Here is a 14,875-nt window from a genome sequence, read left to right as displayed (position 1 = left end):
GCCTGTTCACTCAACCGCCTTCAGCTCGACGTCGTTCAGCCGCTGCCAAATAAGATCGAGAATTCGCCGAAAGCCGGCCTCGTCGGTCTCGGCGCCGGTCCCGGACCTCAGCAGATAAGCCGCATTGAGCAATTGGTCGATGGCGAGTCCGCCGCGCGCCCGGCGCTGCCGCAGGAAGTCGGCGACCATGCGCTGCACGTCGGGCCCGGCATGGCCGGAGAAGTGCGCGGCGACCATGTCGGCGAGGCGCTCCTCATCCGGCTCCTCCATCTCGAAGTGCAGGCAGCGGCGGCGGAGGGCGGGCGGAAAAGCCCGCTCCCCGTTACTGGTGATGACTATAAGCGGGAACTCGGCGCACTGGACATGCCCGTTGCGGACCAATGCCCTAACCCCGGGATCAGCGGTATGCACCTTGACCTGCGGGAAGTTCCCGCTTACTCTCTCCAGTTCAGGGATCCGGAAATGTCCTTCTTCCAGGACGTCCAGCAGATCGTTCGGAAGGTCGATATCGCTCTTGTCCAGCTCGTCGATGAGGAGCACCCGGGGAAGGGCGTGGGGAAGAAGTGCGGTGCCCAGCGGGCCGAGCCGCAAGAAATCCCCAATATCCGTTTCTGTATCATTTTTTCTGCGTTCGGCGCGCTCCGCGGCGGCAGCCTGGACCCGCCCGACGGCGTCGTAGGCGTGGAGGCCCCCGGCCAGGGTGCTCCTACTGCTGATCGGCCATCTCAGGACGCGGCCCAGGCGCAGCTCCCGGCTGATCCGGTAGGCCAGCGACGACTTGCCGACGCCGGGCGGCCCGGTGACCAGCAGCGGCCGCCGGAGCAGGAGGGCGGCGTTCACCGCCTCGATCTCCGCCCGGTCGGCGGCGGTCGGGCGGAGGTTCTCCACCGGCCCGAGGCGGCGGGCGAAGTCGTCGTCCTCGGGCGGCGGCGGTTGCGGGTCGCCGCCGCCGAAGGTCCGCCAGGGCGGCGGGGCGGGCAGCTCCCGCCGCAGGTCGAAATCGGGTCGCGGCCGGCCGGTGCCGTGGTACAGCCACCACGCCGGCGGGCGCTCGCCCGCCGGGGGGCCGCCGCCGTTCCCGTCGCGCGGGGCGGCCGCCGGGCGGCCGGGGGGCTGGTCGGCGCTCATCGGCGGTGCCTCTCTCCGGCCGGGGGCGTGCGCGGGCGCCGCGCCGGCCGGCGGACGGGGGCGTCGACCCGGCTGCGGACGGTCGTCCCCAACGCTCCCCCGGCGGGCGCCCGATGGCAAGGGCGCGGCCGGTTGCGGCACGGGTTACGGTCGCCGATATCGGCCCGGTCCGCCGCGCCGCCCGCCGGGCCGCCCGCCGGGCGCGCCGCCGTGTCACTCGGGCGGCCGCAGGGGGCGGACCTCGTCCAGGAAGTGCCAGGGGTTGTCGTAGAGCAGGCTGATCTCCGCGCCGCCGCCGGCGGCGGTCGGCGGCCGCTGCCGCCGGACCTGCTTGACGGTGTCGGGGAGCTCGCGCAGATCGGTGCCATCGAGGATCGGCTCCATCTCGTCGTGCGGCCCGCCGCCGGGCGGCCCGCTCCGGTTCCACAGGACGACCGGCACGCCCATCCGCAGCGCCATGCGCAGCTCGGACCGGCCGGGTTCGCGGGTGGGCGGCGAGGACAGCACGCACGCCACGATGCCGCGCTCGCGCAGCAGCCGCCCGCCGAGCTCGCGGGGGTCGGCGCCGTCGCCCCGGTGCACGGCGCACCCCACCGCGCCCATCAGCGTCTCCCACCGCTCCCACCACTGGCGGTGGGTGGTCCGGTCGTACATGCGGCGGTGGCTGCGCAGCACGACCGCGTAGTCCATGCCGAGGGGCGTCGGGTAGGGCTCGTCGGGCGGGTCGCGCGTCCAGGCGTCGGGCGCGGTGTCCGCCTCCAGGAAGTCGTCGGGCAGGACGAACTGCAGCATGAGCGAGCCGCGCAGCCGGTAGGCCCAGCCGGTCTCGGCCTCGCGGACGAGGTCGCGGACGACGTCGGGGACCTCCGCGAGCGGGACCGTCGCGTCCTCGCCCCGCAGCGGCCGCCACCGCAGCGGGTGGGACTGGTGCCAGTGCGCGACGCGGACGAGGCCCGGGCCGGCCGCCTCCAGCTGGACGATCAGGTGGATGGTGAGGTCCTCGAACAGCGCCCCCAGCTCCCTGCTCGCCCCGATCCGCGCCAGCTCCGCCGCGGCGTCGGCGGCCCCGACGCCGAGCCGGGCCTGCTCGGCGTCGTACCAGGCGCGCAGCTGCTCGGCCGCCCAGGACTCGCCCGAGCCCGGCTCCCCGGCGGGGCCCGCCGTCCGCTCCAGCACCAGCAGGACCAGCGCCACGTAGTACAGGTGCGGGGACATGCGGCCGGGCATGCTGTTGGCGTCCAGCAGGAGGGAGAACGCCTGCCAGGCGTCGTCCAGCGCGTCGGGCGGCGGGCCGCTGCCGCCGCTCGCCAGCTGGAAGATCCGGCCGAGGAGCGGCACCGGCAGGCCCTTGAGGAGGGTCTGCAGGTGGTCCTCGGCCTCGGGTTCCAGCAGGTCGTCGGCGGGGCCGAGGAGCCGCTGGACGCGCGCCTCGGCGTGGGTGCCGCGGGCCATGTAGTGGACCCCCTGGAGCAGGGCCGCGACGCCGCCGGGCCGGTCCAGGCAGGCGCGCACGACCTGGAACGCGTAGGTCCGCAGGTGCAGCGCCGGCTCGACGGGCAGCGCCTCGCCGAGCACCTCCCCGATGACGCCGACGAAGGTGGCGCGGCCGTTCTCGTCGTGCAGGTGGCGGATGTCGGCCAGCGCGTCGGCGACCCGCACGACGTCGACGCCGCCGGCCCTGCCGCGTCCCGCTCGCAGGGGACGGAGCCCGTCGCTCAACGGCGCTCACCCCGCCACCGCTCGGCGGGCACCAGCGCCGCGATCGCCCGGACGCGCGCCATGGGCGCCGAGCCGTGCTCCACCGCCTCCAGCGCGGCGAGGAGCGCGGCGAGCCCGCCGGGCCGGTCGAGGCACGCCTGCACGAGGCTGAAGGAGTGGATCAGGGGGCGGCCGTCCTGCCGGACCGCGGCGGCGATGTCGGGCGGCAGCGTCCGCACGAGCGCGTCGCGCCCGCCGGGGCGGACGAACGACGGCAGCGTCGCCACCGCCTCCGCCAGGAGCAGCACGGGGTTCCGGCCGTCCGGCTCGTCAAACGGTGCAGCGGTCATGCGCTCGTCCTCGCGGGCTCTCCACCGGCTCGTCGCCCGTCAGTGAACCATGACGTCAACCCGAAGGGGAGAGGAGCCGGGTCCAGTGAACACCGCCGTACAGCAGCCGTCTGTGTCCTCGATCACGCTTGCGGCGGTGGTCCCCTGGACCCGCGCGGGCGGCCTTGCCGGGCGCACCCGCGCAGCGCACAGTGACGGAGTCCGGTTCCGGTTCTGTACGGGGAGAGTCCAGCATGGGAACGGGGAGTCCGGGGGCGGTGCGGGCCGGCTGGTATCCGACCGGCCGCTGCCCCATCTTCGCCTGCGACATCGTGTCCTTCGGCGCCGCCGAGCGCACCGACCACGTCCAGCGCCACCTGCGGGCGCAACTCTATGAGTGCCTGACCAGGGCGTTCGACGCGGCGAAGGCGCCCCTCGCCGACTGCTACAGCGAGGACAGGGGCGACGGCGCGTTCGTCGTCCCGCCGCCCTCGGTGCCGGCGGACGTCCTGCTCGCGCCGCTCGTCGACCTGGTGGACGGCGAGCTGCGCCGCCAGCACGCGCTGGCCAGCGCGGCGGCGTCGATACGGCTGCGGGCCGCGCTGCACGTCGGCGCGATGGAGTCCGACGGGCACGGGATCGTGGGGACGGCCGTGAACCACGCCTTCCGGCTGATGGAGGCGCCGGCCTTCAAGGAGGCGGGCGCCGCCCACCGGCTGGCGCTGATCGTGTCGGACCGCTTCCACGAGGACGTCGTCCGGCGCGACGAGGGGCTGGTCGACCCGTCCCTCTACCGCCCGCTGGAGGTGGTGTCCAAGGAGACGACGGCGACCGGCTGGGTGCGCCTGCTCGGCCCGCCGGACGGCCCGGCGGGCGCCGGCGGCGGGCCGGGCGACCTCGTGCCGCGGCGCGGGGAGGTGGAACGGGCGCGGCCGGAACCGGCCAGTGCCGGGAGCGTCCCGGCGGACCGGCCGTTCCTGGCGCCGCAGCTGCTGTTCGTCCTCGCCGAGCGCGTCCTGGACGTTCCGGTCATGGCGCGGGAGCAGGGCCGCAACCGGGTCGTGGACGCGCTGCGCCCCGACATCGCCCACATGATCGCCCGCCAGCCCGAGGCGCGGCTGGACGTGTTCGGCATCGTGCAGACGTGCATGGACCATCCCGGCGGCCTGCGCGAGCTGGTCGCCGCGCTGCGCCTCATCACCGGCGACTCCGGATCGGTCGCCCGCCTCCAGGACACCCTCGATCACCTCTTCCCGCCCGGTCCCTAGAGGGCGTGGCCGGTCTCGCGGAGGCGCCACCGGCCGCCGCTCCGCGACAGGCGGGTCTGCGACAGCGGCGCGGCGTCCAGGCGCCAGAAGGCTCGGGCGGGGGCGCCGAGGACGTGCAGGACGGCGGCGCGGACGACGGCCGGGTGCGTGACGGCGGCGACGCGCTCGGGACCCTCGGGCCGCGCCTCCAGCCAGGACGCCACCCGCTCCAGCAGCGCGGCGACGGGCTCGCCGCCGTGCGGCGCGGCGGCCGGGTCCGCCAGCCACGCGGCGAGGCCCGGCCCCGCCGCGTCCATCGGCAGGCCGCGCCAGGCGCCGACGTCCAGGTCGGCGAGGGCGTCGTCCGGGACGGCGGCGTCGAGGCCGAGCGCCTCGGCCGTCGCCCGGCACCGCGCCTCCGGGCCGCGCACCGCCCGGGTGATACGGCCCGGCGTCCCCCGGACGGCCTGCGCGGCGGCGAGCCCGGACGGCTCGGGGAGGTCGCCGGGATCGGCGAAGCGCGCCCGCCGCGTCGCCTCGGTCGGGGCATGGCAGATCAGGAGGAGACGCAGGGTCACGCGTGCGAGCCTGCCAGGGGAGGCGCGGGTGGGCGAGGTTCGCCGTCGGGCGGGGCGGGTTGCGGGCGGAAAGTGACATGGTGGGCGAAGTGGGTTGTGGGGTGGTCGGTCCTGCAACAGGATCGCGGCACGCTCCCTCGCTGGACAGGAACGGACCGCCGCCATGACCGATCCCGCATCGCCGAGCCCGCCGCCGTCCGGGCAGGGGCCGCGGCAGGGCGCGCCTCAGTTCGGGACGGGGCCGCAGCCTTACGTGCCGCCCTTCCAGCAGCCGGGGGAGCAGTTGCCGCCCTGGGCGCGGGGGCCGGGGCAGGCGGTGGTCGAGCCGGCCGGGGTGGGGCGGCGGGTCGTCGCGCGGGTCGTCGACGGGGTGCTGCTCGTGGTGGCGGCGGCCGGGCTCGGGACGGGGCTGGCGGGGCTGCTCGTCGCGGTCCTCGGGAAGCACGACACGGCGCTGGTGGTCGCGGGCGCGACGTTCGTGCCGCTGGTGGCCTTCCTCGGCGCGTTCGAGGGCGTGCAGATGGCGGTGTGGGGGCGGACGCTCGGGATGCGGATGCTCGGCATCCGGGTCGCGCGGGCCGAGCGGCCCGAGGACGGGCCGGGCGCGGGGCGGGCGTTCGTGCGGGCCGCGCTGTGGCCGATGGTGACGCTGCCGGCGGTGCTCGCGACGCCCGGGATCGTCGCGCTGGTGGCGACGGCGTCGGAGGCGCTGTACGGGCGGGGCCTGCCGGTCGCCGTCCGGAGCTGGGCGCTGCTGATCGTCGTGCTGGTGGCGGACGTGTTCTGCGCGGTCAGCGCCGTGCGGGTGCTGGTCGACCGGCCGCGCCACCGGGGGTTGCACGACCAGGCGTCCCGCACGGTGGTGGTGCGGGCGGCGGACCGGCCGGCGGTCGCGCAGATCCCGGTCGTGCTGGCCGCCGTGGCGCTGCTGGCGGTGTTCGGCGTCGGCGGCGGCATCGCGGCGGGGAGCGGGTCGGGCGGCGGGACGTCCGCGCTGGACCCGGGGAAGCCGAAGGCGCCGGCGGGCGGCTGGCCGCAGCCGCAGAACGGCCGCGTCACCCCCGACATGTGCGGGCTGCTCACCCGGCAGGACTACGCCAACTTCGGCTACAGCTGGTTCGGCTACTCCAACACCGACGTGCAGCCGCCGAACCGGGTGTCGTGCCTCAGCACGGGCGGCGGCGGGCTCGGCGTGGAGGTCCTGCCGACCCGCAAGGCCGCGGAGATCCGGTACGCGCAGGTGCTGCGCGACCACAAGAGCCGGCTGCAGGAGGACCAGCGCCGGTCCGCGCTCGCCACCGGCGTCGTGCCCGGCACCGACGAGAGCTGGTTCGACAACGCCACGCTCGGCTCCGACAGCGCCACGTTCAAGGAGTACGACCTGTACGCGCGGCGCGGCGCGCTGCTCGTGTCGGTCAACCTCCAGGCGTGGAACCACAAGGGCGAGAAGCCGCCGAAGGAGGCGGCCGCGGGGCTCGCCGCGCGCGTCCTGGAGCGCCTGCCGGGCGTCGGCGCCACCGACACCGGGACGCTCAGCAAGCTGTCGTTCGTCGTCGTCGGCAGCCGGACGAACCGGGCGAGCAGCATCTCCTACAGCGACCCGACGAGCGGCAGGAGCGTCCAGCTGAAGAACGTCAAGCTGCCGTGGCGGGTGGACGTCGACTACGTGCCGTCCGGCGCGTCGATCACGACCTTCAACCTCACCGCGTCGTCCCCGATGGGCACGATCGCCGACCTGCAGAAGGGCGTCGTCTGCACCATCCTGCTCGACGGCAAGCCGCTGAAGACGGGCGGGCCGAGCAGCATGGCGCTCTGCATGGCGACCGTCTCAGGATCCTGACGCCCGCGCGGGCACGGCGACGACGAGGTTCGGGTAGGTGTAGAAGAACAGCCGCCCGCCCGCCGCGGACGGCGACCCGGCCATGGAGTACGTGCTGCTGGACAGGGTCCGGGTGACCGCGCCGGTGCGGACGTCGACGGTCTGGATGCCGCCGACGACGTCCAGGTACGCCATGCCGTCGGAGACGGGCAGGCGGAGGAGGTCGTCGCCGAAGGTGCGGCGCCAGCGGGTGCGGCCGTCGGCGGTGCCGAGGCCGTACAGGTCCTTGCGGGTGATGACGACGGCGACGTCGCCGGCGACGGCGAGCCGCCGGGAGATCTCCTGCGTCATGCCGTTGGCGGTCGGGAACCGCCACCGCTGCTTCCCGGACGCCAGGTCGAAGCACTGCAGGACGCCGTCGCCGGTCAGCGTGTAGACGGCGCCGCCGGCGATCGCCGCGCAGGCGGTGTCGCGGACCATGGTCCCGGCGCCGCCGCTCAGCGGCGTCTTCCAGCGGGGGCGGCCGGTGTCGGCGGCGTAGGCGTGCAGGTACCCGTCGCCGCCCATGGTGCAGACGAGGCCGCCGCCGACGAGGGGCGTGAGCAGCGGGTAGGAGGCGGTGTCGGCGACCTTCGTGCGCCAGCGGAGGCGGCCCGTCGCGGCGTCGCGCGCCTCCAGGACGCCGTACAGGCCCTCGGACTTCAGCGGGACGTAGGCGGTGTTCCCGTCGAACGCCAGCGCGCAGCCGGTGATGATGTCGTCGAACTGCCATTTGGCCTGGCCGGTGTGCAGGTCGCAGACGACGGTGCGCCGGTCGTAGCGGCCCTCCGACACCTCGTGGACGGCGATGAGGCCGAGCGGCACCGCGACGGCGGGTTCGGGGCCGCCGCTGATGAACTGCTGCCAGCGCCGCGTCCCGGTCTTGACGTCGAGGGCCTGGACGGTGCCGGAGTTCTGCAGGACGAGGACGTCGCCCGCGAGCCGCAGCGTGTCCTGCGTGCTCGCCGTCGCCTCCCGGTTGCGCCAGCGCTGCTTGCCGGTGCGGGCGTCCAGCGCGCACGTCCCGAGGTCATGGCTGTAGGCGTAGACGGCGTCGCCGAGGGCGGTAAGGTCGGCGAGCGAGTCGTCGGGGAGCTCGCTGCGCCACAGCTCGCCGTTCTTGCCGCCGCCGAGGAGCAGGGCGGCGGCGGTCCCGCCTCCGGCGAGCGCGGCGACGCCGCCGGCCGCGATCAGCGTGCGCTTGAGGACGGTGCGCCGCCCCGGGGCGGGCGCGTCCCGCCACGGCTCGGCCTCGGGCGGCGGGATCTGCGCCGCCGCCGAGACGATCCGGGCGGCGAGCGGCGGCGGCAGGCGGTCGGTGCCGCGCGCGGTCCCGGCGGGGACGCGGGCGCCGAAGAAGTCGAGGACGTCGGCGGCCTTCGGCCGGGCCGCCGGGTCGCGGGCGAGGCAGTGCCACAGGAGGCGCTGCACGGCCGGGTCGGCGAGGCCGCCGACGTAGGGGTCGGCGTGCAGCGTCCGGTAGAGGACGGCGTCGGGCGGGCCGTCGCCGAACGGGCCGGCGCCGGTGGCGGCGTGGACGAGCACGGCCGCGAGCGAGAACACGTCGCGGGCCTCGCCGAGCGCGGCGTCCTGCCGGGGCGCGGCGGGGGCGGGCGCGGGGGCGTCCGCGCCGCCCGGCTGGGTGGGGGGCGGCGGGCCGGGCGGCTGCGTCCGCTGCTGGACGACGGCCTCGGGCGGCAGGAACCCGGGCGTGCCGCTGCCCGGTGCGGCGGGGGTGCCGAGCGGCGCGGCCTGCCCGAGGTCGAGCAGGCGCGGCCCGAGCTCGGTGAGCAGCACGTTCGCCGGTTGCAGGTCGTTGTGCGCGACGCCCGCCCGGTGCAGGCCGGTGACGGCCTCGGCGAGCCCGGCGGCGAGCGCGTCGTGCGCGCCCGGCGGCAGCGGGCCGGTCGTCGCGATCGCCTCGCGCAGCGGGACGCCGGCGAGGTAGGCGGTCGCGAGCCAGGGCCGCTCGGCGGCCTCGCCGGCGTCGACGAGCGGCGCGGTGAACGCCCCGCTCAGCGCCCGGACGGCGGCGATCTCGTGCAGGAGGCGGGCGCGCGCCTCGGGTCCGGGGTGGGCGAGCTTCACCGCGACGGGCCGGCCGCCCGGCGAGCGCGCCAGGTACACGACGCCGACGGCGCCGGCGCCGAGCCGGGCGAGCAGGGCGTGCGACCCGACCCGCTCGGGGTCGTCGGGAGTCAGCGCTCTCATGTTCTCTCCGGGTGGGTGCGCAGTGCGTGGGCGCGGCCGTCCAGACCGCCGACGAGCAGGGAGTCACCGGCGACCGCCGGCGTCGCGGGGCCGAGCGCGTCGCTCGTCTCGTAGGACCACAGGGTCGTGCCGTTGGCGGCGTCCACGCCGTAGACGAGATGGTCGCCGGTGCCGACGTACAAGCGTCCACCCGACGCGGTGATGCCGCCGTCTACAGCGCCGCCTGGTTGCGCCCGCCAGCGTCGCGCGCCCTTGGCGTCCAGCGCGTACAGGGCGCCGCTGCTATCGGCGAAGTAGAGGAATCCGCCGGACGCGGTCGCGGGGGCGCGCACCTCGTCGTCGGTCTCGACGGTGAAGGCGACCTTGCGGGTGCGGGCGTCGCGGGCCTCCAGGGCGGGCGCGCCCGTGCCGCTCAGCAGCAGGCCGCCGGCGACAGCGACGGGGGACGCGCCGCCGCCGGCCGTCCAGCGCGTCCGGCCGTCGCGGGCGGACAGGCCGAGGAGGCCGCCGGCCGCCACGACGACGGTCCCGCCCGCGACCGCCGGGGCGCCGGCCGGCTCGCGGCCGGTGGCGCGGCGCCAGCGGACCGCGCCGCCGTCCAGGGCGAGGCAGTGGACGGTCCCCTCCTCGCCCGCCGCGTACAGCACCGCGCCCGCGACGGTGAGGCCGGTGACGGCCTCGTCCAGGTCACGGTGCCAGGCGCGGCGGCCGTCGCCGGGCCGCACCGCGTGCAGCGCGCCGCCGGCGGCGAGGACGGCGAGGCCGCCCGCGACCGCCACCGGGCCGGTGATCGCGGCCCCGGCGCGGTAGCGCCAGCGGACGGTCCCGGTGCGCAGGTCCAGCGCGGACAGCGTCCCGCCGTCGTCGCCGAACAGCGCGATCCCGCCCGCGACGGCGGGGGAGGCGCGCACGGCCGCGGCGAGGTCGCGCGTCCACACCGCGACGCCCGCGCGGCCGGGCCGCTTCGGCAGCGGCGGGCCGGTGTCGACGGGGTCGGGCTCGCCGTCGTCGCGCAGCAGGGCCGCGACGCCGAACGCGCCGAGGGCGCCCGCGCCGACCACCCCGGCGGCGGCGCCCGCCGCGACGAGGACGCCCCGGCGGCCGAACCGGCGCGGCCGCTCGCGCCCGGCGATGTCGGCGGCGACGTCGGAGGGCAGCGCGGGCAGCGGCGCGCCGAGCATCCCGAGCAGGCCGGCCGTGGTGGGTCGCGCGGCCGGGTCCTTGGCCAGGCACGCGGCGACGACCGAGCGCAGCCGCTCGTCGGCTATCCCCTCGATCCGGGGCGGCTCGTGCACGACGCGGTGCAGCATCTCGGCGAGCTCGGCGCGGCCGAACGGCCCGGTGCCGGTGGCGGTGAAGGCGAGGACGCCGCCGAGCGCGAACACGTCCCCGGCCGTCCCGGTGACGCCGCCGAGCGCCTGCTCGGGGGCCAGGTAGCCGGGCGTGCCGAGCACCGTGCCGTGCCGCGTGATCGCGTCGGCGTCGGCGGCGCGGGCGATGCCGAAGTCGATGACGCGCGGCCCGTCCGCGGTGAGCATGACGTTCGAGGGCTTGAGGTCGCGGTGCACGACCCCGGCCCGGTGGATGCTGACGAGCGCCTCGGCGAGCGCGGCGCCGAGCCCGGCCGTCGCGGCGGCGCCCCACGGGCCGTGCCGGTCGACGGCCTCCTGGAGGGTCGGCCCGACGAGGTAGGCGGTGGCGAGCCAGGGGCGCGGCGCGTCGGGGTCGGCGTCGAGGACGGGCGCGGTGAACGCGCCGCTCACCGACGCGGCCGCCGCCGCTTCGCGCCGGAACCGGGCGCGGAACACCTCGCTCGCCGCGTACGCCTCGTGGACGACCTTCAGCGCGACCTGGGCGCCGCCCGGCGACCGCGCCAGGTAGACGAGGCCCATGCCGCCCTCGCCGAGCCGGCCGAGCACCGCGTACCGCCCGATCCGGCGCGGATCGTCCGGCGCCGGCGGCTGAAGCGAGATCACGGCGGAAGCGTAATGGGCACGGACCGCCACGAACGAGGGCATCACCGGACGGGGCCGCCGCCGTCGCCGTGCGTGACGGCGGCGGCCCGCTAGGGCGTGTTTTGTGGGTCTTGTTCGTCGTGAGCGGTGTCCAGGTGGTCCCCGGCAAGGCGGAGGAGGGAGGCGGCCCGGTGTTGGCCGTCGACCGACGACAACGCCGCCGGGGGCCGCCTGGGCGCCGCGCAACAGAACGTGGATCCACAAAACATGCCCTAGGCTCCGGCGGCGGCCGTCACGACCGGCAGGTAGCCCTGCCGGTGGCCGGTCGCGTTCGGGTGGACGGTGGCCGAGTCGATCCACGGGCTCGTCGTGCAGATCTCGTGCCCGGCGAACGTCGTGCGGGCGTCGGCGAACGCGAACCCGGCGGCGGCGGCGCGGCCCGCGATGACCTCCGACATGTCGTCGGCGGCCTGGTTGAGCAGCGCGCGCTTGGCGGCGCTGAGCCCGCCCAGGCAGAGGCCGCCCGACTTGAACAGGCGCGGATAGCCGACGATGACGACCTTCGCCTGCGGCGCCCGCGCGCGGACCTGCGCGTAGAGCGAGTCGAGCTGCCCGGGGAGCTGGTTCTCGAAGAAGTCGCGGCCCTTGTCCAGCGCCGACGTGCACGTGGCCGTCGTCCCGTACTGACAGGACAGCATCGTGCTGGCGAAACCGGAGTCGTTGCCGCCGATGCTGAGAGTCACGAGGGTGGTGTTCGCGCTCAGCGCCGAGAGCTGGTCGGACACGACGTCGGGGATCGTCGCGCCGCCGCAGGCGACGAACTTCAGCGACGTCCCGGGGTGGGCCGCCGCGTACAGCACCGGGTAGGCGGCGCTGCTGCGGGTGCAGAGCAGGTCGATGTAGGGGCTGGTGCCGGTGCCCGACGAGTACGAGTCGCCGAGCGCGACGTATTCGGGGGACGCCGCGCCGGCGGGGGCGGGGCCGGCGAGGACCCCGGCGAGGGAGAGGAGGCCGGCGAGCGCGAGCGCCGCCGCCGAACGGAGGGACCGCATGGTGCTCCTTGGGGTGGGACGGGACGGGGACGGGCCGCCCGCGGACGCCGCCGGCCCTGCACCGGGCGGCGTCCGCGGGCGGGGCTCAGCCCGCCTTCACCTTGTCGGCGGCGAACTGCGCGCCCTGGGTGACCGTGCCGTTGTAGGGGTAGGTCAGGTGCGCGGTGATGTCGGCGCCGTTGGCGCACACCGGGTCGCCGAGGTTGCAGAACTCCTTGGCCTTCGGCCCGTACAGCGAGCTCGCGGTGTTGATCGTCTGCCCGTAGAGGCGCAGCGGGTTGCCGTAGACGACGACGGCCTTGACCCGCGAGGACAGGTTCGTCGGGATCGTCCCGCCGGTGCCGAGCAGCGTCGGGATGCCGATCGCGATGTCGGTGACGCTGGCGCCCTGCGAGTAGCCGCCGAGCACGAACGAGGTGTTCGGGCAGGACGCGGCGACCGACTTCACGTGGTTGCTCATGTCGGTCGCGCCCGGCCCGGCGCTCGTCTGCGCGAGGTCGGCGGCGTAGTTCACCGCGTACGACGTCACCGACCGGCCGGGCAGGTCGGACTTGATGCCGCTGACCAGCGGCGTCCCGACGATGCCGAGACCGGGCAGCTCGCCGCTGCCGCGCGCGAACACCACGTCGACGTCGTAGCAGGTGGCGGCGGACGCGGCGGTCGCCGAGACGGCGGTCAGGCCGGCGGCGCCGGCCGCGCACGCGACGGCGGCGGCCGCGAGCCGCCGCAGGGGGAGGGTGGGGGACATGGGGGCCTCTCTTCACGGGGGAGCGCGCCCGGGGGTGACGGACGCGACCGGATTCCGCCCTCGCGGGTGGAATGGCACCGTGAAGCTAGATCCGCCCCCGCCCTCCCGGCATCGGTGGTTTCACCGGCCTTCCCGCCGCCCCACGTCAGGCCGGGGCCGCCGAGTAGCGGCGGCCCCGGCCGCGCGCCTACCCCTTCAGGGCGCGGGCGTGCAGGGCGGTGACGGCCTCGCGGGCCGACAGGATGGCGCCGTGCTGCCAGGCGTCCATGTAGGAGAGCCCGTCGCCGGCGTACAGGACGCGGCCGGCGGCGCGCAGGAAGTCCCTGCGCGAGCGGCCGGTCGCCGCCTGGTGGATCTGGACCACAGCGCTTCTCCCAACGGAGGAGGGGTTCGCGGGAAGCGCTGATGATCTTCATTTCGGGACTCACGTACGCCCACCGCGCCGGCCGGTCAGGGGCCGGTCAGAACACCTTCCCGACGTCGTGGGCGACGAGCTGGTCGGTGGCCTGCTCGGCGATCGCGGCGATCGTCATGGACGGGTTGCAGGCCGCGGTCGTGCCCGGCATGAGCGCGCCGTCGAGGACGTACAGGCCGCGGTGGCCGAGGACGCGCCCGGCGGTGTCGCAGACGCTCCCGACCGACGCGCCGCCGAGCGGGTGCCAGGTGGAGGGCAGCACGGCGTTGGTGTCGACCAGCGCCGACCCGTTGCCGGCGATCTTGGACGCGCGCTGCTGGAGCCGGTCGTAGAGCTCGCCGTCGCCGCCCTTCGGCCAGTGCAGGACGGCGTCGTCCTTCTTGGCGTCGTAGGTGAAGCGGCCGCGGCCCTCGCTCATGCCGTAGCCGACCATCATCGTGGACCGCAGGTTGGCGGGCAGCGGCGGCAGCGACGCCTGGATGACGGTGTTCGCGGTGGCCGGGTCGTCCCACTCCTTGCTCCCGTAGACGACGGGGCCGCCCTGCGGGACGCCGAAGTCCTCGGTGAAGTTCGTCCAGACGTAGATGCGGTCGCCGTTGGTGCCCCAGTCGGACCCGAGGCCGTCGGGCATGTCGGGGATGTCGCCCTTGGCGGCGGCGCGCATGAGCAGCCGGGTGGTGCCGGCGGTGCCGGCGGCCATCACCAGCGCCGGCGTCGTAATGATCTTCTTCTCCAGGACGGCGCCGGTGGTGTCGATCCGGTCGACGTGCACGGTCCAGGTCCCCGCCGGCGTCATCGCGACGTCGGTGACGTTGTGCTGCGTCGCGACGGTCACCAGGCCGGTCGCCTGCGCGGCGGCGATGTAGGTGACGTCCACCGAGTGCTTGCCGCCGTTGTTGACGCCGAGCGAGCAGTCGCCGTTGGTGTAGGACGGCGCCATCTCGCCCTTCAGCTCGCGCAGCGCGTACGTCCAGTCGATCGGCATCGGGATCTTGGAGACGGCGTAGCCGGCCCGCTCGGCGTTCCGCGCGAAGATCCGCGACGGCAGGTAGGTCCTGCTGTTGATCAGCTCGTCGGGCGCGGTCTCGATGCCGAGCATCCGCGCGACGCGCGGGTAGTAGACCTGGTCCATGCGGGTGTAGTCGATCGAGGCGGGCATCGTCGCCTCGAACAGCGCGCGCGTCGGCTGGAGCGTCATGCCCTGGTAGACCAGCGAGCCGCCGCCGACGCCCGCCGCGCACATGATGTTCATGTTCTCGCCGCGGACGAGCTCCAGCAGGCCGGTGTAGGGGTCCAGCGGCGGCACCGGCACCCCGAAGATCTCCGGGGCGAGGCCGAGCCAGAAGGCGCGCTTGTCGATGTTGGCGGGGCTCGGGAACGTCTTGGCGTTCGGCCCGGTGCGCCACCACAGGCCGCGCTCCAGGACGAGCGAGGGGACGCCGGCCTGGGCGAACCGGAGGGCCGCGACGCCGCCGCCGAAGCCCGAGCCGATGATGACGAGGCGCTGCTCCTCGCGCGTCACCGGCACCGGCTTGCGGGCGGCGGCGCGGGCGGCGGGCGTGCCGAGGGCGGACAGCCCCGCGGTCGCCGCGGCACCGGCGAGCAGGGAACGGCGGGTGATCGGGGAGCGTGCGGTGGGGGACATGGCTGCTCCAA

The 14,875-nt window shown here is 75.9% G+C and carries 12 protein-coding genes; 2 read left to right on the top strand and 10 right to left on the bottom strand.

Going from position 1 to position 14,875, the window contains the following annotated elements:
• Positions 1–6: 6 nt before the first annotated feature.
• The 3 genes from K1Y72_RS31090 to K1Y72_RS31080 all read right to left on the bottom strand — a co-directional run bounded on the left by K1Y72_RS31090 (position 7) and on the right by K1Y72_RS31080 (position 3,176).
• Positions 7–1,128 (bottom strand): AAA family ATPase, encoded by a 1,122-nt coding sequence (locus K1Y72_RS31090; protein ID WP_220170090.1) that lies wholly within the window; start codon positions 1,126–1,128, stop codon positions 7–9.
• 213 nt (positions 1,129–1,341) lie between these two features.
• A complete protein-coding gene (locus K1Y72_RS31085) occupies positions 1,342–2,847 on the bottom strand; it encodes a VMAP-C domain-containing protein (protein ID WP_220170089.1) in 1,506 nt (501 codons plus the stop codon).
• Complete coding sequence (locus tag K1Y72_RS31080; RefSeq protein ID WP_220170088.1) at positions 2,844–3,176, bottom strand: effector-associated domain 2-containing protein; 333 nt, start codon at positions 3,174–3,176, stop codon at positions 2,844–2,846. Before K1Y72_RS31080 ends, K1Y72_RS31085 begins: the two co-directional genes overlap by 4 nt.
• Positions 3,177–3,409: 233 nt before the next feature.
• Between K1Y72_RS31080 and K1Y72_RS31075 the strand changes: the two genes are divergently transcribed.
• The gene (locus K1Y72_RS31075) at positions 3,410–4,423 is read left to right on the top strand and encodes an effector-associated domain 2-containing protein (protein WP_220170087.1); all 1,014 of its coding nucleotides are present in this window, start codon (positions 3,410–3,412) and stop codon (positions 4,421–4,423) included.
• Here K1Y72_RS31075 and K1Y72_RS31070 read toward each other — a convergent pair.
• Positions 4,420–4,980 carry a histidine phosphatase family protein gene (locus tag K1Y72_RS31070; protein WP_308287305.1) on the bottom strand — a complete coding sequence of 187 codons (561 nt, stop codon included), beginning with the start codon at positions 4,978–4,980 and terminating at the stop codon, positions 4,420–4,422. The two genes, K1Y72_RS31075 and K1Y72_RS31070, sit on opposite strands and share 4 nt — an antisense overlap.
• A 163-nt stretch (positions 4,981–5,143) precedes the next feature.
• Between K1Y72_RS31070 and K1Y72_RS31065 the strand changes: the two genes are divergently transcribed.
• Complete coding sequence (locus tag K1Y72_RS31065; RefSeq protein WP_220170085.1) at positions 5,144–6,820, top strand: RDD family protein; 1,677 nt, start codon at positions 5,144–5,146, stop codon at positions 6,818–6,820.
• Here the strand turns inward: K1Y72_RS31065 and K1Y72_RS31060 are convergent.
• The 6 genes from K1Y72_RS31060 to K1Y72_RS31035 all read right to left on the bottom strand — a co-directional run bounded on the left by K1Y72_RS31060 (position 6,809) and on the right by K1Y72_RS31035 (position 14,864).
• The gene (locus K1Y72_RS31060) at positions 6,809–9,049 is read right to left on the bottom strand and encodes a serine/threonine-protein kinase (protein ID WP_220170084.1); all 2,241 of its coding nucleotides are present in this window, start codon (positions 9,047–9,049) and stop codon (positions 6,809–6,811) included. The two genes, K1Y72_RS31065 and K1Y72_RS31060, sit on opposite strands and share 12 nt — an antisense overlap.
• Positions 9,046–11,025 carry a serine/threonine-protein kinase gene (locus tag K1Y72_RS31055; RefSeq protein WP_220170083.1) on the bottom strand — a complete coding sequence of 660 codons (1,980 nt, stop codon included), beginning with the start codon at positions 11,023–11,025 and terminating at the stop codon, positions 9,046–9,048. The genes K1Y72_RS31060 and K1Y72_RS31055 overlap by 4 nt, the downstream gene beginning before the upstream one ends.
• 251 nt (positions 11,026–11,276) lie before the next feature.
• A complete protein-coding gene (locus K1Y72_RS31050; protein ID WP_220170082.1) occupies positions 11,277–12,056 on the bottom strand; it encodes an SGNH/GDSL hydrolase family protein in 780 nt (259 codons plus the stop codon).
• Between the two features lie 85 nt (positions 12,057–12,141).
• On the bottom strand, positions 12,142–12,804 hold the full coding sequence (locus tag K1Y72_RS31045) for a cutinase family protein (RefSeq protein WP_220170081.1): 663 nt from the start codon (positions 12,802–12,804) through the stop codon (positions 12,142–12,144).
• A gap of 187 nt (positions 12,805–12,991) precedes the next feature.
• The gene (locus tag K1Y72_RS31040) at positions 12,992–13,168 is read right to left on the bottom strand and encodes a hypothetical protein (RefSeq protein ID WP_220170080.1); all 177 of its coding nucleotides are present in this window, start codon (positions 13,166–13,168) and stop codon (positions 12,992–12,994) included.
• Between the two features lie 97 nt (positions 13,169–13,265).
• Entirely contained in the window at positions 13,266–14,864 is a 1,599-nt protein-coding gene (locus K1Y72_RS31035) for a GMC oxidoreductase (protein ID WP_220170079.1), read from the bottom strand.
• Positions 14,865–14,875: the final 11 nt, after the last annotated feature.

The organism is Actinomadura parmotrematis (genome assembly GCF_019458805.1).
GTDB classification, from domain to species: Bacteria; Actinomycetota; Actinomycetes; order Streptosporangiales; family Streptosporangiaceae; genus Spirillospora; species Spirillospora parmotrematis.
Note: the sequence above shows the minus strand (reverse complement) of the source record. Positions and strands in the feature narration are given on the sequence as shown.